The organism is Acinetobacter sp. NIPH 1852 (genome assembly GCF_022549455.1).
Taxonomy (GTDB): domain Bacteria; phylum Pseudomonadota; class Gammaproteobacteria; order Pseudomonadales; family Moraxellaceae; genus Acinetobacter.
This window is the reverse complement of record NZ_JAKZGG010000006.1, coordinates 12,389-36,864: the sequence shown is the minus strand read 5'-3', so window position 1 is coordinate 36,864 and position 24,476 is coordinate 12,389. Positions and strand designations below refer to the sequence as shown.

The 24,476-nt window shown below is 40.2% G+C and carries 23 protein-coding genes and 1 pseudogene; 4 read left to right on the top strand and 20 right to left on the bottom strand.

The window, feature by feature from the left end:
* Positions 1 to 266: 266 nt before the first annotated feature.
* Positions 267 to 1,895, bottom strand: coding sequence for an inorganic phosphate transporter (locus MMO38_RS06425; protein WP_005195704.1), 1,629 nt, complete (start codon positions 1,893 to 1,895; stop codon positions 267 to 269).
* A gap of 436 nt (positions 1,896 to 2,331) precedes the next feature.
* Here MMO38_RS06425 and metH point away from each other — a divergent pair, with 436 nt between their 5' ends.
* Complete coding sequence (gene metH, locus MMO38_RS06420) at positions 2,332 to 6,018, top strand: methionine synthase (protein WP_241322971.1); 3,687 nt, start codon at positions 2,332 to 2,334, stop codon at positions 6,016 to 6,018.
* 216 nt (positions 6,019 to 6,234) lie between these two features.
* A complete protein-coding gene (locus MMO38_RS06415) occupies positions 6,235 to 6,816 on the top strand; it encodes a hypothetical protein (protein ID WP_241322970.1) in 582 nt (193 codons plus the stop codon).
* Positions 6,817 to 6,906: 90 nt separating this feature from the next.
* Here the strand turns inward: MMO38_RS06415 and MMO38_RS06410 are convergent, their stop codons facing one another.
* The 6 genes and pseudogenes from MMO38_RS06410 to MMO38_RS06385 form a co-directional block, all read right to left on the bottom strand.
* Positions 6,907 to 7,275 carry a hypothetical protein gene (locus MMO38_RS06410; RefSeq protein WP_241322969.1) on the bottom strand — a complete coding sequence of 123 codons (369 nt, stop codon included), beginning with the start codon at positions 7,273 to 7,275 and terminating at the stop codon, positions 6,907 to 6,909.
* Positions 7,276 to 7,497: 222 nt separating this feature from the next.
* Positions 7,498 to 7,725 (bottom strand): annotated as a pseudogene (locus MMO38_RS06405) (DUF559 domain-containing protein); the annotation flags it as partial.
* Positions 7,726 to 7,740: 15 nt separating this feature from the next.
* A complete protein-coding gene (locus MMO38_RS06400; RefSeq protein ID WP_004668976.1) occupies positions 7,741 to 8,247 on the bottom strand; it encodes a hypothetical protein in 507 nt (168 codons plus the stop codon).
* A 172-nt stretch (positions 8,248 to 8,419) separates the two neighbouring features.
* Positions 8,420 to 8,905 carry a peptide deformylase gene (def, locus tag MMO38_RS06395; RefSeq protein WP_241322968.1) on the bottom strand — a complete coding sequence of 162 codons (486 nt, stop codon included), beginning with the start codon at positions 8,903 to 8,905 and terminating at the stop codon, positions 8,420 to 8,422.
* Positions 8,906 to 9,041: 136 nt separating this feature from the next.
* Positions 9,042 to 9,533 (bottom strand): DUF2505 family protein, encoded by a 492-nt coding sequence (locus MMO38_RS06390; RefSeq protein ID WP_241322967.1) that lies wholly within the window; start codon positions 9,531 to 9,533, stop codon positions 9,042 to 9,044.
* Positions 9,534 to 9,640: 107 nt separating this feature from the next.
* Entirely contained in the window at positions 9,641 to 9,931 is a 291-nt protein-coding gene (locus tag MMO38_RS06385; protein ID WP_241322966.1) for a hypothetical protein, read from the bottom strand.
* 106 nt (positions 9,932 to 10,037) lie between these two features.
* Here MMO38_RS06385 and MMO38_RS06380 point away from each other — a divergent pair, with 106 nt between their 5' ends.
* On the top strand, positions 10,038 to 10,478 hold the full coding sequence (locus MMO38_RS06380) for a universal stress protein (protein WP_004668980.1): 441 nt from the start codon (positions 10,038 to 10,040) through the stop codon (positions 10,476 to 10,478).
* A gap of 58 nt (positions 10,479 to 10,536) precedes the next feature.
* Here the strand turns inward: MMO38_RS06380 and MMO38_RS06375 are convergent, their stop codons facing one another.
* The 7 genes from MMO38_RS06375 to tauA form a co-directional block, all read right to left on the bottom strand.
* A complete protein-coding gene (locus MMO38_RS06375; protein WP_241322965.1) occupies positions 10,537 to 11,700 on the bottom strand; it encodes an alanine racemase in 1,164 nt (387 codons plus the stop codon).
* A gap of 76 nt (positions 11,701 to 11,776) precedes the next feature.
* Positions 11,777 to 13,057 carry a D-arabinono-1,4-lactone oxidase gene (locus MMO38_RS06370; protein WP_241322964.1) on the bottom strand — a complete coding sequence of 427 codons (1,281 nt, stop codon included), beginning with the start codon at positions 13,055 to 13,057 and terminating at the stop codon, positions 11,777 to 11,779.
* The gene (locus MMO38_RS06365) at positions 13,054 to 14,802 is read right to left on the bottom strand and encodes a neutral/alkaline non-lysosomal ceramidase N-terminal domain-containing protein (RefSeq protein WP_241322963.1); all 1,749 of its coding nucleotides are present in this window, start codon (positions 14,800 to 14,802) and stop codon (positions 13,054 to 13,056) included. The genes MMO38_RS06370 and MMO38_RS06365 overlap by 4 nt, the downstream gene beginning before the upstream one ends.
* Before the next feature lie 238 nt (positions 14,803 to 15,040).
* Positions 15,041 to 15,904 (bottom strand): taurine dioxygenase, encoded by an 864-nt coding sequence (gene tauD / locus MMO38_RS06360; RefSeq protein WP_241323079.1) that lies wholly within the window; start codon positions 15,902 to 15,904, stop codon positions 15,041 to 15,043.
* Complete coding sequence (gene tauC, locus MMO38_RS06355) at positions 15,904 to 16,782, bottom strand: taurine ABC transporter permease TauC (protein WP_241322962.1); 879 nt, start codon at positions 16,780 to 16,782, stop codon at positions 15,904 to 15,906. Before tauC ends, tauD begins: the two co-directional genes overlap by 1 nt.
* Positions 16,779 to 17,570 (bottom strand): ATP-binding cassette domain-containing protein, encoded by a 792-nt coding sequence (locus tag MMO38_RS06350; protein ID WP_241322961.1) that lies wholly within the window; start codon positions 17,568 to 17,570, stop codon positions 16,779 to 16,781. Before MMO38_RS06350 ends, tauC begins: the two co-directional genes overlap by 4 nt.
* A 10-nt stretch (positions 17,571 to 17,580) precedes the next feature.
* Positions 17,581 to 18,621: a taurine ABC transporter substrate-binding protein gene (gene tauA, locus MMO38_RS06345; protein ID WP_241322960.1), complete on the bottom strand. Its 1,041-nt coding sequence runs from the start codon at positions 18,619 to 18,621 to the stop codon at positions 17,581 to 17,583.
* 268 nt (positions 18,622 to 18,889) lie between these two features.
* Between tauA and chrA the strand changes: the two genes are divergently transcribed.
* Positions 18,890 to 20,230 carry a chromate efflux transporter gene (gene chrA, locus MMO38_RS06340; RefSeq protein WP_241322959.1) on the top strand — a complete coding sequence of 447 codons (1,341 nt, stop codon included), beginning with the start codon at positions 18,890 to 18,892 and terminating at the stop codon, positions 20,228 to 20,230.
* On the opposite strand, the gene MMO38_RS06335 is transcribed toward chrA, so the two are convergent.
* The 6 genes from MMO38_RS06335 to tagF all read right to left on the bottom strand — a co-directional run bounded on the left by MMO38_RS06335 (position 20,225) and on the right by tagF (position 24,450).
* On the bottom strand, positions 20,225 to 20,845 hold the full coding sequence (locus MMO38_RS06335) for an ATP-binding cassette domain-containing protein (RefSeq protein ID WP_241322958.1): 621 nt from the start codon (positions 20,843 to 20,845) through the stop codon (positions 20,225 to 20,227). The genes chrA and MMO38_RS06335 overlap by 6 nt on opposite strands.
* Positions 20,842 to 21,531 carry a molybdate ABC transporter permease subunit gene (gene modB, locus MMO38_RS06330; protein WP_241322957.1) on the bottom strand — a complete coding sequence of 230 codons (690 nt, stop codon included), beginning with the start codon at positions 21,529 to 21,531 and terminating at the stop codon, positions 20,842 to 20,844. Before modB ends, MMO38_RS06335 begins: the two co-directional genes overlap by 4 nt.
* On the bottom strand, positions 21,528 to 22,295 hold the full coding sequence (gene modA, locus MMO38_RS06325) for a molybdate ABC transporter substrate-binding protein (protein ID WP_241322956.1): 768 nt from the start codon (positions 22,293 to 22,295) through the stop codon (positions 21,528 to 21,530). The genes modB and modA overlap by 4 nt, the downstream gene beginning before the upstream one ends.
* 128 nt (positions 22,296 to 22,423) lie before the next feature.
* Positions 22,424 to 22,687, bottom strand: coding sequence for a PAAR domain-containing protein (locus tag MMO38_RS06320; RefSeq protein ID WP_005195670.1), 264 nt, complete (start codon positions 22,685 to 22,687; stop codon positions 22,424 to 22,426).
* A gap of 33 nt (positions 22,688 to 22,720) precedes the next feature.
* Positions 22,721 to 23,488, bottom strand: coding sequence for an OmpA family protein (locus tag MMO38_RS06315; protein WP_241322955.1), 768 nt, complete (start codon positions 23,486 to 23,488; stop codon positions 22,721 to 22,723).
* Between the two features lie 2 nt (positions 23,489 to 23,490).
* Positions 23,491 to 24,450, bottom strand: a complete 960-nt coding sequence (gene tagF, locus MMO38_RS06310; RefSeq protein ID WP_005195668.1) for a type VI secretion system-associated protein TagF — start codon at positions 24,448 to 24,450, stop codon at positions 23,491 to 23,493.
* Positions 24,451 to 24,476 lie beyond the last annotated feature (26 nt).

Below are 24,476 nucleotides of genomic sequence, written 5' to 3'. Positions count from 1 at the left end.
CTTTACTGCGCTGAAGAACTATTTCAAAGTGGTTCTCTCACTTACTGTTTGGCTCAGCATAGCATTGAGCCTCATCGTTATATTTGCTGATTAACCAAAACTTCATCATAGAAAAATGATGAACAGTACAAGCGTTACAAGCTTATTCATTTATAAATTATAGGCTTGAATATGCCGTTAAGAACAGATTTACGCAAGAGAGCCAATTAAAAACAAAAAAGCCTTGCCGAAGCAAAGCCTTTAACATCTAAAATCGAATCGTTAAATCAAGAAACAAACTGTAGGAATAACCAGTATAGGCCACCTGATAAACAGATCGTTGCTGGTAAAGTAAATACCCATGCAGACAGAATTGTTCTTACCGTAGCGAAGTTCAAGCCTGACTTATTCGCAACCATGGTACCCGCAACCGCACTGTTTAAGACATGCGTCGTTGAAACTGGCATGCCGAAACCATCAGCCGCCGCAATGGTACTCATCGCAACAAGCTCAGCAGACATCCCTTGACCATAGGTCATGTGATTCTTACCAATACGCTCACCCACAGTCACTACAATACGTTTCCAGCCCACCATCGTGCCGAGACCAAGCGCAAGAGCGACTGCTACTTTTACCCAAGTCGGGATGTACTGTAAAAATGAATCCATATTGCTGCGATACTCTTTCACCACTTTCTTTTGTTCATCATTCATCACTGGCAATGCTTCAGCTTTGTCTAGACGTTTAAAAGCAGTCGTACTCAAGTACATGTCATTACGTAACTCTGCCACACCTTCTTCAGGGATGCTTTTGAGGTCACCATAAGCTGCAACTTTCTCGCCTAAATGATTGGTCATACTTGCCAATGCAGGTATAACTTCTGGCGTTTGTTCTTTGGTTTGAATATAGGTGGTCAGCACTTCACGCGCTTTTTCATCAGAATAATCTTGTCGATCAACATTTAAAACCAAAGCCGTTTGAGAAGACAATTGTTCAAATGACTGTAGATGTTTTTCATCTAAATTTTTATTTAATGAATATGCTAATGGAACCAAGCCAATCAAGATCAACATGATTAAGCCCATGCCCTTTTGACCATCATTTGAACCGTGAGCAAAACTGACCCCAGTACAAGTGAAAATCAAGATACCACGAATTAACGGTGGTGGTGGCTTATTGCCAACAGGCGGTTGGAACAACTCCATTTGGTTTTTAAATATTTTCTTAACCAACAAGAATAGAACCGCAGCGAAAGCGAAACCAATCATTGGCGAGAACAGTAAAGCCTTACCAACTTTAAGCACCTGATCCATGTCAATGCCACTGGTCGCGCCAGTCGAAGCATTGAGCAAGTGGTTCATAATCCCCACACCCAAAATTGAGCCAATCAATGTATGTGAGCTAGAAGCAGGAATACCGAGGAACCATGTTCCCAAATTCCACACAATCGCTGCAATCAGCAATGCAAAGACCATCGCAAAGCCTGCACCACTGCCTACATTCATAATCATTTCAACAGGGAGCAATGCAATAATACCGTATGCAACTGCACCACTGGCAACCATAACCCCTAAGAAGTTACAGAAGCCCGCCCACATCACCGCTACAGGTGCAGGAAGCGCATTGGTATAAATGACCGTCGCTACCGCATTGGCAGTATCATGGAAACCATTTACAAACTCGAATGCCAAAGCAATAAAAAGAGCCGTTGATAATAAAATGACAGAATATAAACTTAAAGCAGGAACATGTGCTAAGTCAGCACTGACCTGAAAACCGATATAAATAAGTGTTGCAACAATAATCGTCAAAAACACCGGCATAAAAAATTTCGGTGTTGGTACATGTACATTCGTTGATTTTGCCGCTGGGTTGGCAAGTGGTGAATCCGAAGCAGGGGGAAGATTAGAATTCATGTAGACGGACAGAGGATGATGAAATCCCCCGTATTGTTTAATTAAATTATGACAATTATATGACAAAGGAATGCCATATGAAGCCAAAATTTCATACTTTTACATCAATTTTTCATGTTTTTTGGCGATAAATCCACCTTATTAATTTATTAAAACCAATAAAAACAAACAATTAATAAAACAAAAACACCTTAAAAACTGTTTGTCTGATTTTGCAACAAATGCTACGAAAGATGACATGTTATTGTCATATTTCAGGGCACTGTTTTATTTTTAAACATTATTACTTTTAATTATTGCAGTTTAATGAAACGTTGAAGACATTTTTAATGTGAACTGACAGATCATCACTCTACTGTACTGAAAATATACGCATTGATACGGCTTCTGTTACAATGCCCCTGCTTTTTATCTTCATCATATACTGGGGTTCCTTATGTCCACACTTGCCACCCTAAAATCACTTCTCGCCCAGCGCATCCTGATCATTGATGGTGCGATGGGAACTATGATTCAACGCCATAAATTAGAAGAAGAAGATTATCGTGGGGAACGTTTTGCAGACTGGGCATCGGACCTTAAAGGTAATAACGATTTATTGGTTCTAACACAACCACAAATTATTCAAAGCATTCATGAAGCGTATTTGGATGCTGGTGCAGATATTATCGAAACTAACAGCTTCAATGGTACTCGCGTCTCAATGTCCGATTACCACATGGAAGATTTGGTTCCTGAGATCAACCGTGAAGCTGCGCGTTTGGCGAGAGCTGCCTGTGATAAATACTCAACGCCAGAGAAACCACGCTTTGTGGCTGGTGTATTGGGTCCAACATCACGCACCTGTTCAATTTCGCCAAATGTAAATGATCCTGCATTTCGTAACATTACTTTCGATGAACTTAAAGAAAACTATATAGAAGCAACCCATGCTTTGATCGAAGGTGGTTCGGACATCCTCCTGATCGAAACCGTTTTTGATACCTTAAACTGTAAGGCTGCGATCTTCGCGGTCAAAGAGGTCTTCAAGCAAATCGGTCGTGAACTGCCATTGATGATTTCAGGCACGATTACCGATGCATCTGGTCGTACCTTAACAGGTCAAACTGCCGAAGCATTCTGGAACTCTGTCCGTCACGGCGATTTACTTTCTATCGGCTTTAACTGTGCTTTGGGTGCAGATGCGATGCGTCCGCACGTTAAAACCATTGCCGATATTGCTGATACCTTTGTTTCAGCGCATCCAAATGCAGGATTGCCAAACGCGTTTGGTGAATATGATGAAACACCTGAACAAACGGCTGAGTTCATCAAAGAATTTGCTGAAAGTGGTTTAATCAATATCACAGGCGGATGCTGTGGTACTACACCAGATCATATTCGCGCCATTTATAATGCCGTAAAAGATATTAAACCACGACAAATACCTGAAACCGTTCCTGCCTGTCGTTTAAGTGGTTTAGAGCCATTTAACATTTATGATGATTCGCTCTTTGTGAATGTCGGTGAGCGTACCAACGTTACAGGTTCAAAAAAATTCCTGCGTTTAATCCGTGAAGAAAACTTTGCAGAAGCCTTAGAAGTTGCTCAGCAACAAGTGGTGGCAGGTGCACAGATCATCGATATTAATATGGATGAAGGGATGCTCGATTCGCAAACTGCGATGGTCCATTTCCTGAATCTTGTGGCATCTGAGCCTGATATTTCTCGTGTACCGATCATGATTGACTCATCAAAATGGGAAATCATTGAAGCAGGTTTAAAATGCGTGCAAGGTAAACCCGTCGTCAACTCGATTTCCTTAAAAGAAGGTTATGACGAGTTTGTCGAGAAAGCACGCTTATGCCGCCAGTATGGTGCTGCTGTGATTGTTATGGCATTTGACGAAGCTGGTCAGGCGGATACCGCTGCGCGTAAACGTGAAATCTGTAAACGCTCTTATGACATTTTGGTCAATGAAATCGGCTACCCTGCTGAAGATATTATTTTTGACCCGAACGTCTTTGCCATTGCAACGGGTATTGAAGAACACAACAACTATGCTGTGGACTTTATTGAAGCGACAGGTTGGATCAAACAGAACTTACCTCATGCGATGATTTCAGGTGGTGTCTCTAACGTCTCATTCTCGTTCCGCGGAAATGAGCCTGTCCGTGAAGCGATTCACTCAGTGTTCCTCTACTATGCCATCAAACAAGGCATGACCATGGGAATCGTCAATGCTGGGCAAATGGCCATTTATGATGATATTGACCCTGACCTCAAAGCAGCGGTTGAAGATGTGGTTCTCAATCAAAACCAAGGTGAGTCGGGTCAAATCGCCACTGAAAAGCTGCTTGAAGTTGCTGAAAAATACCGTGGTCAAGGCGGTGCACAACGTGAAGCGGAAAACCTTGAGTGGCGTAATCAATCTGTAGAAAAGCGTCTTGAATATGCCCTTGTTAAAGGCATCACCACCTATATTGATGAAGATACAGAAGAAGCGCGTTTAAAAGCAAAACGTCCACTTGATGTGATTGAAGGCGCATTGATGGATGGTATGAACGTCGTCGGCGACCTATTCGGTTCGGGCAAAATGTTCTTACCACAAGTGGTCAAATCTGCGCGCGTGATGAAACAAGCGGTGGCATGGCTGAATCCGTATATCGAGGCGGCAAAAACAAATAGCAAGCCTAAAGGTAAAGTCCTGATGGCAACCGTCAAAGGCGACGTTCATGATATTGGTAAAAATATCGTGGGTGTGGTACTTGGTTGTAATGGCTACGACATCGTTGACCTTGGAGTCATGGTTCCTTGTGAAAAAATCTTGCAAACTGCAATTGATGAAAAGTGTGACATCATCGGTTTGTCGGGTTTGATTACTCCTTCACTCGATGAAATGGTCTTTGTTGCCAAAGAAATGCAACGCAAAGGCTTTAATATTCCGCTATTGATTGGTGGTGCGACCACATCGAAAGCACATACCGCAGTAAAAATTGATCCACAATATTCAAATGATGCGGTGATTTATGTTGCCGATGCATCGCGGGCAGTGGGTGTTGCAACTACCCTACTTTCACCTGAAATGCGTGGTAGTTTTATCGCAGAACAACGTGCTGAATATGCCAAAATTCGTGAGCGCTTAGCCAATAAGCAACCAAAAGCGGCAAAACTGAGCTACCCAGAATCTGTTAAAAATGGCTTTAAGGTCGATAAAGACTATGTGCCGCCGATTCCAAATACATTGGGCACACACGTTCTCACCAACTACCCACTTGCAACCTTGGTGGAGTATTTTGACTGGACACCATTCTTTATTTCTTGGAGTTTGGCAGGAAAATTCCCGAAAATTTTACAAGATGAAGTTGTGGGTGAAGCAGCAACAGATTTATATAACCAAGCTCAAGCGATGTTAAAAGATGTGATCGACAACAAACTGTTCGATGCTCGTGCCGTGTTTGGTTTATACCCTGCGCAACGTACTGGTGCGGATACGGTCAGTGTATTTGATGAAACGGCTCAACAGCTCACGCATACTTTTGAACATGTACGCCAGCAATCTGACAAAGTCACAGGTAAACCAAATCTGTCTTTAGCTGACTTTATTAAACAATCTGAGCAGCCAGAAGATTATTTAGGTGGTTTTACCGTGTCGATCTTCGGTGCGGAAGAATTGGCAAATGAATATAAAGCCAAAGGTGATGACTATTCTGCAATTTTAATTCAGTCTTTGGCAGATCGTTTTGCTGAAGCATTTGCCGAGCATTTACATCAGCGTGTCCGTAAAGAGTTTTGGGGTTATAAAGCGGATGAGACTTTGGGCAATGAAGAATTGATCAAAGAGAAATACGTCGGGATTCGTCCTGCACCGGGTTACCCTGCTTGTCCAGAGCACTCTGAGAAAGCAGTGCTATTTGACTGGTTAGGTTCGGAAGAAAAGATTGGTACGAAACTGACTGAACACTTTGCGATGATGCCACCTTCTTCTGTCAGTGGTTTCTATTATTCGCACCCTGAAAGTGAATACTTTAACGTAGGCAAGATTTCTCAAGATCAGCTTGAGGATTATGCAAAACGTAAAGGTTGGACACTGGATGAAGCGAAGCGTTGGTTAGCACCAAATTTAGATGATTCGATTGGTTGATCCTTGTTAAGCAATGCTTCTCACTTCCTTAAAAAGAGGGAGATGTCATGTGATTAAATGAATTACGTGACAGCTCCTCCCTTTTTTAAAGGGAGGTTGGGAGGGATTTTTTACAAGTTCAAATAATTTATTCTATATATTAAGTTTGACCAAACTTCCAAAAATACACGTATAATCTATATACTGACAAATAACATTAGTTCTTCAAAAATAGAAATGAATCTTGGCTTTAAACTAAACAATCATCAAAAAAGCAATCTAGCACAAATTATAGCTTTAATATTAACTACAATCATACTTTTTACAATTACGCTAGGTATCTATAAAATATTAAATCCTCAGAAAATAGTTAAGGTAATTCCACACCTACATCTTAAAACTAATGATTCTATGATTTATGAGTTTAGTATTAAAAGGTTCAATAAAGCTGACACCATATTCATCACTCAAAATAAAAACCGTTTTTTTCTCATTGGCTGTTCAAGCTACTCTGAAACCATTTGTAATAAGCAACAAGTAGAAGAACAGAACTATATAATACAAGAATTAGATATTGTAAGATTGGGAGACAAATTTTTTATCAAAAATATCAGTTGGATTAATTCTTTAACACAAGAGAAAACTCAGCACACTTTGAATAATCAACAACTCATTGATTTTCACAAAGTAAAAAGTGAAATCTCAAAATTATCTATTGCTGTTTTTTTACTTTTCACTTGTGGGGCATTTTTTTTAATAATTTTTGGTGGTATTTATAAAATACTTCTAAGCAAGCTAAGCATTCGTCCAACCCATTGATGCTATATTACAAAATAATAAAGGCAACTTCAACAATAAAGTATCAAACCACTATTTTCTATACAAAAAATATTTAATCTAAGCTACAACTTAAAGTAAATCACTTAAATGACAACTTTTTCTTTCTGTAATATCACTAATCGAATCAACTAAAAGTATATTCTTATTTCCATCACCTCTATAAGCTCCAACAACCTCAGCATATACAGTTTTTATCATATCTTTTTCCTTAGATAAAAAGTTTGATACTGCTTTTTCATCACTCCATTCAGCATCTTTTAGTTCATATATATTTCTACCAATATCACAACGCGTCAAAATCACTTTCTTGTTTTTAACATCCAACGTCCCAATAAAAATATCCATCACCTCATTTGATTCAATAGACTCAGCAAAAGCAGCCAAAGGATTCAGCAACATATACACAATTAAAGCTAATATGAGGTAAGTTTTTCTCATTGAAACGTTCCTAGCGTATGACATCAAAAAATATATTCGTCTGATGATTCATTCAATTTTAGTCATTAAGTTTAATATGCTTTTTACTAAACTACTTTCATAAATTTAAGGATATAAATAATTATAATCCTCCCCAACCCTCCTTTACAAAGGAGGGAGTGCCGCGAAATCTAAGACCTACATTCAACTCACGGCAAGTCCTCCTTTGCCAAAAGTGAGAATCTAAGTTTCGCAAGAGGGAGATTCCAATCTCTGCTGAACCCCCCAATAAACCTGCTCCACCACAGCCTCAGTTTCAGTCAAAATCTGATGATTAGAAAACCTGAGAACCAAAAGTCCTAACTCACTTAAAGTTTGATCTCGATTCTGATCCGCTTCCAAACCATCTTCTGTATAATACTGACCACCATCACATTCAACGACCAAGTTTACTGATGGACAATAGAAATCCCTTAATTTTAGGGATTAAACCAGTGAACCTCCATTATCAAGTAGCAGTTGCACGAGTTCATCCTGTTTATCCTCTTCAACTGGAATGAGATAAACTTTATTATTAATCTTGATGCCTACACAATTAAAATATTCTTTTTTAAAACCATTCCAATGTCCAATACGATGTTTAGCAATGATAATACCAAAATTTTTAGACTGAATATTTTTAAACCAACAAATATTAAAAACTATAGAGCTGTCTTTAGAACAGAAATTAAAAATGGTGTGACGATAGAATTTAAAAAAATTTCTAAACAAATAGGTCAGCCCTAAAAATCCAACAAAAACAGGATAAAAATAATACAAAGACACATGGTAATCAAAAAAATTTATTACCCATCGATCTGAGTCAAATACGGCTGGTACTAAGCCCCCCAAACAAACTATAAGAAATATAACTCCCAAAAATTCTCCCTGTATTAATTTAATACAATCAGTGTTTATAAAAGAGTTATATTTACTTAACTTGAGTACGCTCATTAGTTTTTCCTATATCAACTCAAGCAAGAACTGATATTTCTACACTTTTAGTTTATCTATTGGGTTAAATTCAATTACTATTAAAGCAATTACTCAGCATCAGTCATATTGCTTCGTAAATCCTGTGCTGGCTGTTTTATATTTTATTATAAGGCTTCATTAATCTCCACTTTTAAGCAGACATCCGCTCCACAAACAACACACCATCCAAATGATCAACTTCATGTTGAACGATCCGCGCAGGAAAACCCTCATAAGTGGTTTCAACCACCTCACCTTGCAAAGTGTAATAACGTACTTTAATCGCTTGTGCTCGCTCCACTACACCGCGCTGATCAGGAACACTCAAACACCCCTCTTCACCCAAACAAGTCGCTTGAGAAAAGGCTAGAATCTCAGGATTCACCATCACTACCGCATCCATTTCAGGCGCATCCGGATAGCGTATATTTGGACGAGAAGCGACAATAATAATTCGTTTTGAAATATAAACCTGCGGTGCAGCAATCCCAACACCATTACGATCAAGCATGGTCGCATGCATCGCTGAAGCAAGTTGCATCAACCATTCACTATTAAACTCTCCATCCCCAACGGTTGCAGCTTTAAGGGTTAAAATATCTTCACCACGCTGTGCTACAGCTAAAACCACACTCATAACAATGACCTTATTCTTGATCAAATAGTAAATAACATAGTATTGGATATTTCATGTGGCTTCTATCATTTTCACGCTAAAATAAAAAAACGCTTCGTATTGATGATACGAAGCGTTTTTTCTAATCTAAGTTAAATTAAAGATTTTTCTTTAATTCATCAGCAACAATTTCAATTTCGAGTTGGCTAAATTTACGAATTTCACCTTCAGCATGTCTTTCTAGCATACCGCCGATCAAAGGCACTTTCACTTTTACAGTCCAAGTCAAAGAGATATTTACTTTCTCATTGTCACCCGTAACACTACGCTCACCTTTTGCTTCTAAAGGTAAATTTGCACCCAACTCTACTGTTGAGGTTAAATTTTTCAAATGGGTAATATCAGAGCGTTTTAAGCGGAATGCATTTTTTAATAGCTTTTTCGCAACATCTGGAATATTTACATCAAGATTATATTCACGGCGAAGCGTGTAAATATCACCATTTATTGCAGACTCAATAATTTCTAAGTTTTCCCCAGGAATACGTTTACACACTGCTTCATGCAATGCAGTATTTGCAACCAGTCTTGAAAAGTCTTCAATTGAAACACCATGAATTGTTTCATTTACCGTAAATTGATGTGCCATTTTTAAATTTCCATTTCGTTTTATTTAGGATTTCATCACCGTCCGAAGTATATCATTCTCATCAGAATCACAAAGTCTGAACCAGCAAAAATTGGTGACTGCTCCGATTAGTTATTCTTATTGTGATTTTCTCGTGTGCCTAATTTTACAGCAATTGAGGTTGTACGACTGATCGATAAATATTGATAGCCATATTCAATCACAGCATAGAAATGTTCTGCACCATCGTCTAAGCCTGTTGCCGACCATGTCGTACCTTGAGGAAACTCATCTAACCACGTCGCCTTATAAAAATCTGAAACCGAATCAAAACATAAATATGTTTCAGGATCGGCGATTATTTTAGTTGCTATCTGGTCGAATTTTTGCTGTTTAAAAGCATCTAAGCTGAGTAACACAAAGGTTCCTATTTTTATTTGCTAGAGGCGGCTCAAGTATGTTATCAACATATTAGGGTGTTCAACAAACCCAAATGATCACAACGATAAATTATAAGGAGTAACCATGTCTTATCAAAATATTTTAGTCCCTGTGGACGACTCTCCAATTTCTTATGCGGCGGTTGAACATGCACTGTCTTTGGCGAAATTATCCGGTGCAAAAGTCACAGTGCTGAGTGTGGTTGCAGTTGATCCTTATGTGGGCGTGGACTTTTACCAAGTTGCACCTGCAATAACTGAGCATTTTATGCAAGCTGAAGCACATGCAAAAACGCAGTTACAGGACATTGCTCAATCATTTAGTCAAAATGATATCAATGTTGCCACTAAAATTTATCATGGCTCGGCCAGTGAAGGCATTCTTTTTGTTGCTGATGAAATTGGAGCAGATTTGATTATTATGGGTTCGCATGGTCGTACTGGGGTAAAACGTTTATTGCTCGGTAGTGTTGCTCGTACCGTCCTGACTGAATCACACATTCCAGTTCTGGTCATAAAGCAATAAAATATCTTTTGATTCAAAAACCTTGTGCTAAATCACAAGGTTTTTTATTGCATTACCGCTATTCTCGAAAAGTATCCCAGCTTTCAAAAGCATGCTGCTTATATATCTTTAATTCAGAAAACTGAGGGATAATTGCCTCACTTTGTGTCGGTCTTAAAAATACAAAATCATCTACTTGAATCTCACAATCCTTCGGGACATTAACCAACTCTTGATTGCTACTGCGCCCATACAAAACATGTGGATGTGCTTGTTTCGGATAGACATAATTTGCTAGCCAATATCCTCCATAAATAAACAACGCCTTAGATTTATGTGGCAATTTATCGAGTAAAGACATAGACGGAAGCTGAGTAAAAGGCAGTACTTTTAATACAGGCGCAGCGATCCATAACGCAGGCTGCAAAGCTTTTAAAAAATCACTGTCAAAATCACTCGGTTTTAATAACATCGAACCAAAAGATAAGTCATTACAAACACTTTCAGTAGTATGAAAACTAAAAGTTGGACTACCACCACCATTAAAACAAAGTCCATCATTCCATAGCGTTGGGAACTGTTTTTGAATGAGATTTTGATAATTGGAATAGATCTGTTGTGATTCTATATAAGCAAGTTCAGGCTTTTTAATGATGGCTGGAATTTTGGTGACATGTGCGTCGTAGCCCATTAAACCTGATAGCTTTAAATGCTGTGGATATTGCTGAATCAGTTTCAATATTTCAGCCAGTTGCTGGGTGGACTGCACTCCACCACGATGTAAGCCGATATCAATTTCAATATTCACGTTTAAGCAAATTGAATATGCCTGAGCAATTTCCAAATACTGCTGTAGGCGTTGTTTGGTATCAATCAACCACTGAATTTTGGCGTGTGACCATTCCGAATGCTTTTCATAAAAAAAACGTGCAGCTTGGGCTGGCATGGGCTTGCCTAATAAAATATCAGCTTCAGCAAAGTTTTCTAAGATTGAAATAATATGTGGTTGGTGAAACACCATAAAGCGTTGCGTATTGATCTGTTCAGACAACATTTTTAATAAATCTAGACAGGCAAGCGATTTCACCACCAAACGTGCTTTCAAGTGCTGAGCATGTGACAAACGCACTTGTACATGTTGGATATTTTGTTTTAAAGCGGCCGCATCTACGATGAGTTGTGGTGTCGCAACCCCCTGTTTTTTTAGATCGAAATTGAGTTGTTTAAAATAATGATCCAACATTTTCATATCCTTTTCTTTATCGTGATTCTAAATACAGTCTGATACGAAGACTCTTCCAACTCATAAAAAATTCTATTTAACCCCAAAACAACTTTTCTAAATATGGATTTAAAAACTTGCCTTGCGGATCAAGTCGCTGACGCACGGCCATAAAATCATCCCACTTTGGATATAAAGCACGAAGCTGCGTGGTGGTTATATTATGCATTTTCCCCCAATGTGGACGACCTTTATATTTTTGGAAAATCGGTTCAACCACATCAAAAATCAAACGTGGATCTTGTTTGTGATATTGATGAACCGAGATCGAAATCGAGTCTTGCTGATAAAAAGGACTCAGCCAAATATCATCACCTTTGACAAAGCGAAATTCGAGAGGGAAAAAAGTTGAGACTTTATAATTTCTTAAGGTATGTAAAACCTCATCTAAGCATTCAATACCTTGCTCAACAGGAATCTGATATTCCATTTCATTGAATTTGGTATTTCGCGGTGTTGGAAATATCTTACTTGACCAATCCACGTAAGTTATTGGTTTAACCAGTACGCCCAATAGCTTCTGCAAATAGGGATTGATTGGTGGGAAAAATCGGGTGAGCTCAGAGCACATAGTCAGCAAAGTATCATCCGATGGGAAGTTTTCTTTACGTGGCATGATCTCCTCATCAGTTTCATTTAAGGTTTTTAACATCACCTGTTTTTCATAGGAAAATACAAAACACTCAATGTGCCGATGCTGATGCTTCCATTGCTGAATATGTTGCATCATATCTTCGAGGGGGCAAAGTTCGATATGCTCTTTCAGCTTATATCGTGGACGATTTTGCATGGTGATCTTGGTCAAAATCCCTAAACTGCCTAAGGAAACACGTCCTGCGGCAAAAATTTCAGGATGTTCTGTTCGGCTACATTTTAGGATTTCACCTGAAGCCGTCAGCAACTCAAAGGCTTCAACATAAGCTGAAATACAATGCAAGTCTGCGCCTGTGCCATGCGTTCCTGTTGAAACTGCACCTGCCAGACTCTGCTGATCAATATCGCCCTGATTCATCAAGGCTTGATTGATCGGGTTTAAGTGTTGGTCTAAATTGTATAACCGTGTCCCTGCATAAATCGTACTCTGGCAGCGGTCAACATCTGAAGACTCCACACCTGCGATACGATCTAAAGACAATAACAAAGCATCGGTACAGACCAAAGGCGTAAATGAATGTCCAGCACCAGCCACCCGTATTTTTGGATAATCTTGCACAATTCGCTGTAACTCTAAAATATTGGTCGGTTGTAAAATCTGCTCAGGATAAGCTTTTTGAAAACCTGACCAGTTCGACCAAGTTGCCTGACTAAATTCATTCATACTGCCTCTCCTTGGCGTACGGCAGTTTTTAAATTACCGTGATTGCTTCGCTTTGCGAGTTCTTGTTCTGGAATCGGCTTTGGTCGCGTCGTTTGATCATAACCTTGACCATCATTACGTTTATTCTTATCTCGCAATAATTGTTCTGCTAAATGTTTGAATTTGCTTTGACAAGCGGCAAGTGTCCATTGCCCAAATAAGGTATGCCCACCTTCATAAGCTTGTTCTTGGTATTCCTCATAAGTGGTGACATACCCCATATAATCATTGCAATAAGAACTTAACCAAACTTGGTCTATATCAGGCTGATCAGCCAAAACTTGCTTTACAGTATGAATAACGCGTTGTCCTGCAATGGTCGTAAACTCACCCGGACAGCACACAAGTGCTAACTGACCTAATCGAATGATTTGTAATGGCACTACACTCGGCACTAAAGGACTTTGCTGTATTGCCCCTACTTTGACTTGTCGATTCATTTCTGCAATCAACGGATCAAGCATACTCGGCGGAAAACCAATAGGCTGCCCTAAAATCTTTTTTGCGCCTGCTTCTAGTAAAATTTGCTTAGGTCCTTGTGAAGCATATAGTTGTTGATAGGCAGTAAAATCAGACGCTAAAGGATGCTTGGTTTTTTGTTTTCGAAATTGATTGGCTAAAAACCGCATCGCTTTGATTAAAGGCTTTGGCGCACCGAGTCCATCGACAGGCGTTCCTGCAAAAAAAGCAACGCCATGACACGGTTGACTGGTTTTTGCACCGACTTGCCCAGCAGCAAACTCAGGCGGAATTTCAATATTGCTTAAATCCACATAAGACAATACTGCATCAATTTCCCCCTTTATCTGTTGCAAAGGATGCTGAAATGCTATTAAAGCCAAGTCACTTTGATAACGTCCATTTTGCTGTGCATATTGGTACTCTTGTTCGCCTTTAATTTTGTTACGAATCTTGAGTTGGTTTTTGCCATGAAAATGCGGTGAAACATCGCCTGCCGTTGCTTGCGCAAAAATCGTGACAGGATTTTGAATCCCTTGATCAATCAAAGCCTGCTCTGAAAATGCAGCGGCATAGCCCTTATTATCGCCATCATGTGCCTTTAGCTTATTTCCAAGACAGGTGGCATGCACCCCAAACAAAGAAATAAAGGATTGTAATTTTTGCTCCCGATAAAATCCGATCAACTGCATTTCACGGTTTAAAGCTAAATTTGTTTCAGTTTCTGAATATTGGATGACATCAGGATTACGGTTATAAGCGTTGATTGAACGATTCCATGCCACAGGTATATTTTCTGCAAAATTCTGTGTGGTGAGAAAAATCTCAGTCTCTTGTTCTTGCTCTAAGGCAGTCAGAATACTCAGAATAATCGCATCGACAATCGCACTTAAATGTTCGGGCACAAAACCCGGCGTTGGCATGTTATACAAGGCTTCATGTGCACAGCCGCCTGGCCCTGAATGGGTATGGGTTGCGGTCAAGACCAATTGATTTTCATTAAACGCTGAACCAAAGCTTTGCTGAAGTCTCGTCACCGTTTGACTACGCATCGCATGGGTAATACAGCCTAAATCGAGACAGCAAAAAATAAGCCGATTTTGCTGCTGATCGACAATGCTAAAACTGCGTGCATATAAAGCCGTTCGCTTTTCATAAGCTCGATGTGACCATTGACCATAGCCAAACATGGCATAGCCTTTCGGCGCTATTTTGATTTCCTGCTTATCCCAACCAACCTGATACATTGGTACGTTCCCTTATTAAATTCTTTTTCTAACTGTCTGTTATAAAGCATGTTTAAAGTTAAACAAAATTATGTGGTAGCCAAAAGCGTTAAAGAGAACTTATTTTTTTATAAAAAGGGATTTCTGTCTAAAAAAATGTATTTTTTGTCAAATGTTCAACAGATTATCATTTAAACATAAAAAAGCTTAGGACTCATTACGATCCTAAGCTTGCTTTAAATAACCAAAAAATAGAGACTTAACTTGCAGCTTTATAAAACGGCACATCACCGTTAATAGTGGCTCGATGCATAATCCGATGCGCATCACCATAATCAAATAAAGCCTTATGCTGCGTGCAACGATTATCCCAAATTGCCACGTCACCCGCTTGCCACTGCCAACGTAAATGGAACTGCTCACTGGTCGCATGCGCAAATAGATACTGTAACAACTCAGTACTTTCGGCTTTATCTAATTCATTAATACGCGTGGTAAAACCTTCACTCACGAATAAAATCGGCTGACCTGTGACAGGATGCGTTCTCACCACTGGATGAATGACTGGAGGATTACGTTTAAAGGTTTGTTCCAGTTTTTGACGCTCAACTTCATTATGTGCAAAACGTTCAATCGGGAAAGACTGACGAATATCATGCGTAGCCGTTAAGCCTTGTAACTTTTGCTGTAAGTCTTGATCCAGTGCAGCAAATGCAGCCGCGCCGCTTGACCACAGCGTGTCGCCACCCACTGGTGGAATCTTGATGGCTTGCAATACACAACCCAACGGTGGTTTTTGGCTAAACGTGACATCGGTATGCCATAACTCATTGTCACGTAAGTCTTGTCTCCAACTATCCAATACAATGATTTCAGGTACATTTTCTACTGTTGGAAAAATCGGATGAATATGCAAAGAACCAAAACCACGTGCCAAATCAGCTTGGGCTTGCGGTGCCAACTGCTGATGACGGAAGAAAATCACATGATGATCAAGCAACGCCTGTTGAATGTGTTGGGTGGTCTTTGCATCAACCATGTTTAGATCTACATCGTGAATAATTGCACCAATGCTTGGTTTAATGATTTCAATATTTAACGTCATTTTTACATCCACACTTATCACTGTTGACCATACCAAGGCGAAAGTTGCTGTTGTAACCAACGCAAAAACAATTCAAAACTGACGGCGACAATGGCAATCACAATGATGCCGAGTACTACTGTATCGGTAATCAGGAACTGCGCAGCTGACTGCACCATAAAACCAATACCACGATCTGCTGCTACCAATTCCGACGCCACTAAGGTTGACCAGCCCACACCTAAACCAATACGAATTCCTGTTAAAATATGAGGTAAAGCCGTTGGTAAAATCACATGCCAAAACACTTGTGACTGGCTCGCGCCTAAAGATAAAGCAGCACGCTCACGATTAAGTTGATGGCTCAACACGCCATGGGTACTGCTGATAATCACGGGTGCAAGGATCGAAAAGAAAATCAAAAGCACTTTGGTGGTTTCACCAATGCCGAACCAGATCACCAATAAGGGCAAATAGGCCAAAGGAGGAATCGGACGCAATAATTCAACCAAAGGATCAAATACCGCACGTACCCATTTATTCTGCCCCATCCACAACCCTAGGGGCACACCAATCGCAATTGCTGCAACAAGCGCCAATAAGACCCGTGAAATACTCGCAGCCAAATGTTGCCATAAGGTGGCTTGCATAAAGCCTTGTTGGCTGACTTCAAGGAACTTCTGCCATACCGCCTGTGGACTTGGTAAAAATAGGCTTGGGACAATCTTTAATGCGGTGATCAGATACCAAATCGCCAATACACTCAAAACACTCAACAAACTAAGAATCAAACTACGGCGGCGAGCTACAAACCCTCCTAATGCATTCAGAACGAAACGTGATTGCTTGGGCTCGGATGGATGCAGCTCAGTCGTCTTCGTAACTTCATAGACGGTATTTTTTGCTTGACCCGTCATACAGTCACCTCATTTACTGCTTGTTTCTGTACACGTAACCGTTCAAACAATTGCTCGCGTAATTGAATAAACTTGGAATCGGATTTAATCGCGCGAATGGATTCTCCCCGTTTATAACGATCAGCAAAATCTAATTTTAAAGTTTCCACGATCTTGCCGGGACGAGACGTCATTAACACCAGTTGATTGCTCAGTAACAAGGCTTCTTCAATATCATGTGTGATCAGAAAGAAGGACTTATTTTGTTCAATCCATAAATCTAAAACCAACTGCTGCATGGTTTCACGGGTAAACGCATCGAGGGCAGCAAAAGGCTCATCCAATAAAATAAAAGCTGCATGGCTAATCAAAGCACGTGCAATACCAACACGTTGCTTCATGCCCCCTGACAGTTCCCAAATATTAGCTTTGGCAACATGGCTCAAGCCAACAATTTTCAGAATAGTATCAACTTGCTGTTGTATTTCATGTGCTTTTAAACCTTTGAGCTGCAAAGCAAAACCAATATTTTCAGAGACATTTAACCAAGGCAGCAAAGCATGATCTTGGAACACCACGGCACGCCGCGCATCAGGTGCTGTAAGCACTTCATGATCCAGTTTAATTTGCCCTGAACTTGGCTTTTGAAAACCTGCCAAAATATTCAACAATGTTGTTTTACCACAGCCTGACTCTCCCAAAACTACAGTTAACGTGCCTTCTTCAATCTTGAGATTAATATCTAGAAGTACAGGTACATGCTGCTTTGGAAAAGTTAAATGAAGATGCTCGGCAGCTAATATGCTCATTTTAGATCTCCTATGGCTGTAAGAAACGGGTGGTGACATTGCCTTGATAATCAGCCTTGACTTGATCGACTTTGCCCTGACTATTTAAGAAAGTTGCTGTATCAAAAATATTTTTGGCAAACTCACCCGCTAAAGTGGCTTGTTGTTGCTGACGATCTAGATAAATATTTCCTGAAAGCAGTAATGGAATATCTTTGCTATCCGACCCCGTCAGTTGCGCAATTTTCTGGATATTGTCCGTATTTTGTTGAAAGGCTTTGGGATCTTGGTTATAGGCTTCGATCTGCTTCAAGCTAGTTTTTACGAAGGCTTTGAGGAACTCAGGATTTTTCTCAGCAAAATCTTTGCGTACCACCCAAAGATCATAGGTTGGTGCGCCCCACTCACCGACTTGCTTTGAATCGGTAAGCACCTGTCCGCTGGCTTTGATTTTGCTTAATGCAGGTTCCCAGACATAAGCGGCATCAACATCCCCGCGTTCCCAAGCCGCAGTAATTTCAGGTGGACGTAAATTAATGATTTTGATTTGGTTCTCTGAAATATCCCAATGCTTTAACGCAGACAATAAGCTGTAGTGTGTGGTTGAAACAAAGGGAACCGCAATGGTCTTACCCACTAAATCTTGTGGTGTTTTAATCCCCGATTTATGACTCACCACCAAGGCCTCAGAACCACCTAACTTTGAAGTCACTAAAAAGACTTCGATGGGTAAATCACGACTCGCGGCGGCGGCAAATGGACTTGAACCAATATTGCCGATCACCACATCACCTGATGCCAGTGCATTGATCACATCTGAACCTGCATCAAATTTACGCCATTGAATAGCTTGCTGACTGTCACGCTCATAGTCTCCATTGACCTGAGCTACCTTGGTCGGATCAATGCCTGTCTGATAGGCGATCACAACAGGCTTGTTGTTTTTAGAATGAATAGGCACAGCATCTTTTTGATTTTGATAGATAATAAAAGCAACAATCGCCACAAGGACGATTGCTGTAACAACAAGTGGCTTGGAGTTCTTAATGCCCATAATCAGATGATCTTTCAACAATATCTGATTATGGTATGCGCCATGCTTTATGATTAAAAATAAGAAAAAGTGCGTTGTTTATTCATTTAAAATCTATCAACTTATGAAGCACATCCAAATAGACTGTAATAGACTCCTTTGATAAATCCCTGAAGGCGACTTAATAAATTCATCATTTTGAATCATTAAACGCATAAAGTAAGTAATACTGCGCTTCGATAAGTACGGTTGATGTAATATCGTGATCTTATTCTGAAGAAAAATCCAACGCTTGCTGAGACCAATCATGCAACAACCCGATGTCGTACCAGAAACTCCAACCATCCCCTTTTGGCAAGCTTTTTTATTTTGGCTCAAATTAGGTTTTATTAGTTTTGGTGGGCCGGCAGGTCAAATTGCAGTCATGCATCAAGAACTGGTTGAGCAAAAACGTTGGATTTCAGAAAAGCGGTTTTTGCATGCACTGAATTACTGTATGTTGCTTCCTGGTCCAGAAGCACAACAATTGGCCACCTATATTGGTTGGCTCATGCATCGAACGATCGGTGGTTTGGTTGCAGGCATTTTGTTTTTTCTGCCCTCATTATTTATTCTGATCCTACTTTCTTGGGTTTATATCCAGTTTGGTGATGTCCCAATTATTGCAGGACTTTTTTACGGCATAAAACCGGCTGTCACCGCAATCGTATTCCATGCAACTTATAAAATCGGTCATCGTACCCTAAAAAATAAGTTTTTATGGTTTATTGCCAGCGCAGCATTTATCGCTATATTTTTCTTTAATATTCCCTTTCCAATCATCATCCTCAGTGCGGCAATATTGGGCTATCTGACCAGTAAAAAATATCCGCGCTTATTTGCTCAACAAACTACGCATACAAATAGCGCAAAAAGTTATGGTACAGCGGTAATTGATGATGATACTCCTCCACCCAATCATGCTATTTTTCGTTGGGCGAATCTACTCAAGATTTTAATCATTGCAGGATTATTATGGTGTGTGCCGATATTAATGTTGTCCTTAACATTGGGATGGCAGCATACTTATACCCAAATGGCATGGTTTTTCACTAAAGCGGCTTTACTGACCTTTGGTGGCGCTTATGCAGTTCTGCCTTATGTCTATCAAGGCGCAATCGAAAATTATGGCTGGCTCAGCCCAACGCAAATGATCGATGGCCTTGCATTAGGTGAAAGTACCCCTGGCCCACTGATTATGGTGGTGGCTTTTGTCGGTTTTCTTGGCGCTTTCAATGCTGCCTTATTGGGAACTGAACATTTATTTCTTGCGGGTGCAATTGGAGCGGTGATCGTGACTTGGTTTACCTTTCTCTTTTCTTTTGTCTTTATTTTGGCGGGTGCGCCCGTGATCGAATCCACCCATAACCAACTTAAATTTACAGCACCACTTACTGCGATCACTGCCGCCGTGGTTGGGGTAATTTTAAATCTCGCACTGTTCTTTGGCTACCATGTAATGTGGCCTAATGGTTTTGAGCAAGGATTTAATTTTGAAGCTGCACTGATGACTCTTGCTGCTTTAATTGCATTATTTAAATTCCAGATCAATGTGCTGTATGTGATTTTTGCATCTGCGCTGTGTGGATTAATGCTATATCTCTTATAAATACCACATCACATCTGTGAGCTGCTCGATCTCTGCTTTATCATGGCTGACATACAGCATCGGGATTTTGATATCCTGTATTACCTGCTGAAAAAAAGGAATAATCTCAGCCTTATGCGCTGCATCCAAGGCTGATAAAGGTTCATCTAATAACAATAAATGTGGTGAATAAAGTAACGCTCGACCTAAGGCAACGCGCTGCTTCTCGCCACCTGAAAGCTTAATCGGCATCCGCTCGACTAAATGGCCTAACTTTAATAACTCAATAATATAGTACACATCAAACTGCCGTTGCTGCGGCTGAATATGCTTAAACCCAAAACGTAAATTTTGCATCACATTTTTATGTGGAAACAGTTGTGCATCTTGAAAGACCAAACCGACACGGCGTTGTTGCGTCGTTAAATTAATCTTTTGAGCATGATCAAACCAAGTCTGATCCTGAACCTTGATCCAGCCTGATTGTGGCGTGATTAAACCAGCGATACTGTGCAAAATTGTAGTTTTGCCTGAACCCGATGCACCAAATAAACCAATAACTGTATGATCGGACTGGAAGTGCTGATCAAGACAAAATTGACCTTGCTGTAAACGAATATGACAATCGATCATCACGCATAACCACGCTTATTTTTCTGATAGCGATTGAACCACTGCGCAAACCATAAGGCAAAAAAGGCAACCGTCAATGACAAAATAATCAAGCGCCAAACCGCTGCTTCAGTATCAGGTTGTTGCATCAAACTATACATGGCTAAAGGTAGCGTTCGCGTTTCACTGGCAATGTTACCAACAAAGGTTATGGTCGCACCAAACTCCCCTAAACTTCGACAGAAACATAAAATACTACCGACTAAAATCCCACTACTGGCCAATGGCAAAGTCACCTGCATAAATGCACCAAATGAAGAAGCACCCAAACTCTTTGCCGCAATTTCTAAACGCTGATCGACCAGTTCAATTGCGAGTCGTATCGATTGTACCAATAACGGAAAACCCATCACTGCCGATGCAAGCACCGCTCCTTTCCAGTTAAACGCAAACTCTATTCCGAATGGTGCAAGATATTTTCCTAAAAACCCATTATTTCCAAAAACTTGCAATAATAAATAACCAGGTACTACTGGTGGCAACACCAACGGTAAAAACACCAGCGTCTCTAATAGTGATTTTCCCCAAAACTCTTTTCGCGCCAATATCCAAGCAATCAAGGTGGCAGGAATTAAACTAAAAATGAGACAAGTTGCTGCCACTTTACATGACAGCTTCAGGACTTCGATCTCTTCAGGTGTGAGCATCATTGCGGCAGTACACTAAAGCCATGTTTTTTAAATATAGAAGTTGCCTCTCGGCTTTGCAGAAACTGATAGAACTTTAAGGACTCTGTATTGTTCCTAACTAATCCAACTGGATAAATAATCGGTTTATGGGTATTCTCAGGAAATACGGCGGCGATCTGCACATTCTTTGTCACCGCGGCGTCAGTGGCATAAACAATGCCTGCTTGACATTCACCACGCGCCACAAAGTTTAAAGCAGCACGAACATCTTCTGTTGCAACGAGACGAGACTCGACACGCCCCCACCAATCCAGCGAGATTAAAGCTTGCTTTGCATATTTTCCAACAGGCACACTTTTGGTATCGCCTGTACAAATTCGACCTCGAATCACACTGAGTGGATCAACGTTATTTTGCATTTTAATATTGATTGGGCGATCTTTCGGACTAATCAATACCAAACGATTTGCGAGTAAATTAACCCGATGATTTGCTGTGACTCGTTTTTTTGTTTGCAAATAATTCATCCAGTCCACATCCGCAGATATGAATACGTCAGCTGGCGCACCTGCTTCAATCTGTTTGGCTAATGTTGCAGAACCTGCATAAGAAGTTTTTATTTTGACTTTATTTTTATGTTGATAATATTGGGTTAATTCATTAATTGCATCCGTCAGACTCGCAGCAGCATATACCGTCACCGTATTGCTCGCCGATACATTAGCACTAAACAATAAATTCCCTACGAACAGTATTGTTGCAAAGCACGCTGCTTTAATCTTCATAGATGTTTAATCTTCCTCGGATTTCGCTATGTTTCCACAAACATAGCGCCTAATAAAGATACACGAAAAACCACAATTAGCCAGTGCTTTGCTTTTAGATCATTTGCGGAAGATCAAACTAAATAGAATTAGCCTTTCACAACCAGACTCTGCTTCGGCAACAATTTACAACCACAAGACAGAGGATCATTGACCCGTGCAGCCATTTTACCCATCACCTGCATATTTGGATCGCCTGCAATAATCGTCGAAACCGTTTGATGCTTTGGACAAGTTGCTTTATCACCGACACATGCAATGGGGATACCTTCAATCAAGAAGCTACTATTTCCAGAAATGACCTTCCCACCACCAGTTGTTGGACAACCAATCACAATATAGGGTGTTGCCATAATCACATCCCTCTCATCTTTGATGCTATAAAATTAAAGTACTTCGAACTCAATTCGACGATTTTTACGGCGACCATCTGCTGTTGTATTATCAGCGATCGGTTGACTAGAACCCTTACCTTCCGTACTTAAACGATCTGTTGCAATATTCTTAGCCACTAAATAATCTTGTACAGCGACAGCACGTTCCTTACTCAGAAGCGTATTTTTATTGGCATCGCCCGAACTATCGGTATGCCCAATGATTCGGACTTGCTTACCGCCTACCTTATTTAAAGCAACGGCCATTTCATCCAAAATTCGTTTACCTGCGTCAGTTAAAATCGCACTACCTGATTCAAACTCAATGATGCGATCTTTTAAAGCATCATCAATGACTTTCTGCTCAGCTAGATTTACAGACAGTTGGGCATTAAACCGATAGGGCTGTTGCACTAAAGACTGAAAATTTGATGCTGTGGGTTGGATTTCATTTGGATTTGTCATTTTCCCAGTCAGTTCAATCTGAGTCCCTTGTACCCGCAGTTGCCCCTGCTTCACTTTCTTGAGATCTGGTGTAATGACACGTGTCACCGAATCACTCCAACCGTTTGGCGCTGAAACAGGACGAACCTGAATCTTGTCGACCACTTGATCTGCCCCATAAACCGACTGCATTTTAACCAAAATCGCCTGTTTACTTGCTTCATTCGGAACAACGCCTTCAACCACAATCGGTGCTGCCATTGTCAAAGGACTCAGCGCTAAACCCAATAAGGCAACGGCCCAACCACCCAATATAAACTTCGTATTATTTGTCATATTTATTCATCTAAAAAAGTTTGTCGAAATAGCTTTAAACCTTGGTTAAGGCTTAACTGACGTTGACACAATGATTGCTCTAAAGTGGCGAGACCTGCATTCTGTTCAAGATAAGCATCAATCCATTCTGCTTGAATCAAAGATACCCAATGATCACTCTGCATATTCTGAGTAAACAAATCACTTAAAGCCATGATATCTGCCCCTTGAAAACCGATGAATAAAATCGGTTCTTCCCGATGCAAGATACCAATCAATATTTCGGTATTACTTTTCTCTAAAAAGCGTCCAATCATGCCTACCCAAAAAGCAGCAATTTCATAGCAATACATATGATTATTGATCGGCAAAATTAGCACTTTATTTAGACGACTGGTGCCATTTTTCAGGATGGGTTGAAGCAAAAGCCCCAATCCAATCATACTTTGTACAAGTTGATAAACATTGATTTTCATCAATTGGGCAAATGAGTGCAAAGTATGATTTTCATAAAAACTATTGCATTCTGATGCGGTAAAAACCTGCACTAAATTGGGTAAATTGTTTAACTTATCCAACATCACATCCGTATCGCGGATACTGCGTAATACTCGATTTCGTTGAAATAAATCCACCAACACCGACTTATAAAAATAAGGTGCAAGCAACAGATTCTGATAAGGCTGTTCAATCTCTAGTAATTGACTCAACACCATCGGGAACGCTCGTCCTGAACTATCTTGGCTGGCAATCAAGTTTGCGACCAAGAACATCGATTCTGAAGGATTTGCAATAAAGAAATCGAGTGCAGGCAATGCCTCATAGCGCTGCTTAAACTCAGGTGCTTGCATTGCATGTTCAAGTGCTTCAGTGATCCACTGATCAAGCACTTGAATTAACGCATATTGACCTTTGGATTTAATAAAATCCCCACGAGCAGGCGTTTTTCCATAATATAACGGCGTGGTTTTTACTGCTTGCATACGCCCTCCCCACGGTACTGCGTGAT

Bases quoted from the DNA above. Each gene is read 5' to 3' on its own strand.
- metH (WP_241322971.1), top strand. From the start codon at position 2,332: ATGTCCACACTTGCCACCCTAAAATCACTTCTCGCCCAGCGCATCCTG.
- MMO38_RS06380 (WP_004668980.1), top strand. From the start codon at position 10,038: ATGTCTTATCAAAATATTTTAGTCCCTGTGGACGACTCTCCAATTTCT.
- MMO38_RS06370 (WP_241322964.1), bottom strand. From the start codon at position 13,057: ATGAATGAATTTAGTCAGGCAACTTGGTCGAACTGGTCAGGTTTTCAA.
- tagF (WP_005195668.1), bottom strand. From the start codon at position 24,450: ATGCAAGCAGTAAAAACCACGCCGTTATATTATGGAAAAACGCCTGCT.
- MMO38_RS06390 (WP_241322967.1), bottom strand. From the start codon at position 9,533: ATGGCACATCAATTTACGGTAAATGAAACAATTCATGGTGTTTCAATT.
- MMO38_RS06315 (WP_241322955.1), bottom strand. From the start codon at position 23,488: ATGACAAATAATACGAAGTTTATATTGGGTGGTTGGGCCGTTGCCTTA.
- chrA (WP_241322959.1), top strand. From the start codon at position 18,890: ATGCAACAACCCGATGTCGTACCAGAAACTCCAACCATCCCCTTTTGG.
- MMO38_RS06320 (WP_005195670.1), bottom strand. From the start codon at position 22,687: ATGGCAACACCCTATATTGTGATTGGTTGTCCAACAACTGGTGGTGGG.
- MMO38_RS06410 (WP_241322969.1), bottom strand. From the start codon at position 7,275: ATGAGAAAAACTTACCTCATATTAGCTTTAATTGTGTATATGTTGCTG.
- MMO38_RS06415 (WP_241322970.1), top strand. From the start codon at position 6,235: ATGAATCTTGGCTTTAAACTAAACAATCATCAAAAAAGCAATCTAGCA.
- MMO38_RS06425 (WP_005195704.1), bottom strand. From the start codon at position 1,895: ATGAATTCTAATCTTCCCCCTGCTTCGGATTCACCACTTGCCAACCCA.
- tauC (WP_241322962.1), bottom strand. From the start codon at position 16,782: ATGACGGGTCAAGCAAAAAATACCGTCTATGAAGTTACGAAGACGACT.
- MMO38_RS06365 (WP_241322963.1), bottom strand. From the start codon at position 14,802: ATGTATCAGGTTGGTTGGGATAAGCAGGAAATCAAAATAGCGCCGAAA.
- modA (WP_241322956.1), bottom strand. From the start codon at position 22,295: ATGAAGATTAAAGCAGCGTGCTTTGCAACAATACTGTTCGTAGGGAAT.
- modB (WP_241322957.1), bottom strand. From the start codon at position 21,531: ATGATGCTCACACCTGAAGAGATCGAAGTCCTGAAGCTGTCATGTAAA.
- def (WP_241322968.1), bottom strand. From the start codon at position 8,905: ATGAGTGTGGTTTTAGCTGTAGCACAGCGTGGTGAAGATATTTTAACC.
- MMO38_RS06350 (WP_241322961.1), bottom strand. From the start codon at position 17,570: ATGAGCATATTAGCTGCCGAGCATCTTCATTTAACTTTTCCAAAGCAG.
- MMO38_RS06375 (WP_241322965.1), bottom strand. From the start codon at position 11,700: ATGTTGGATCATTATTTTAAACAACTCAATTTCGATCTAAAAAAACAG.
- MMO38_RS06400 (WP_004668976.1), bottom strand. From the start codon at position 8,247: ATGAGCGTACTCAAGTTAAGTAAATATAACTCTTTTATAAACACTGAT.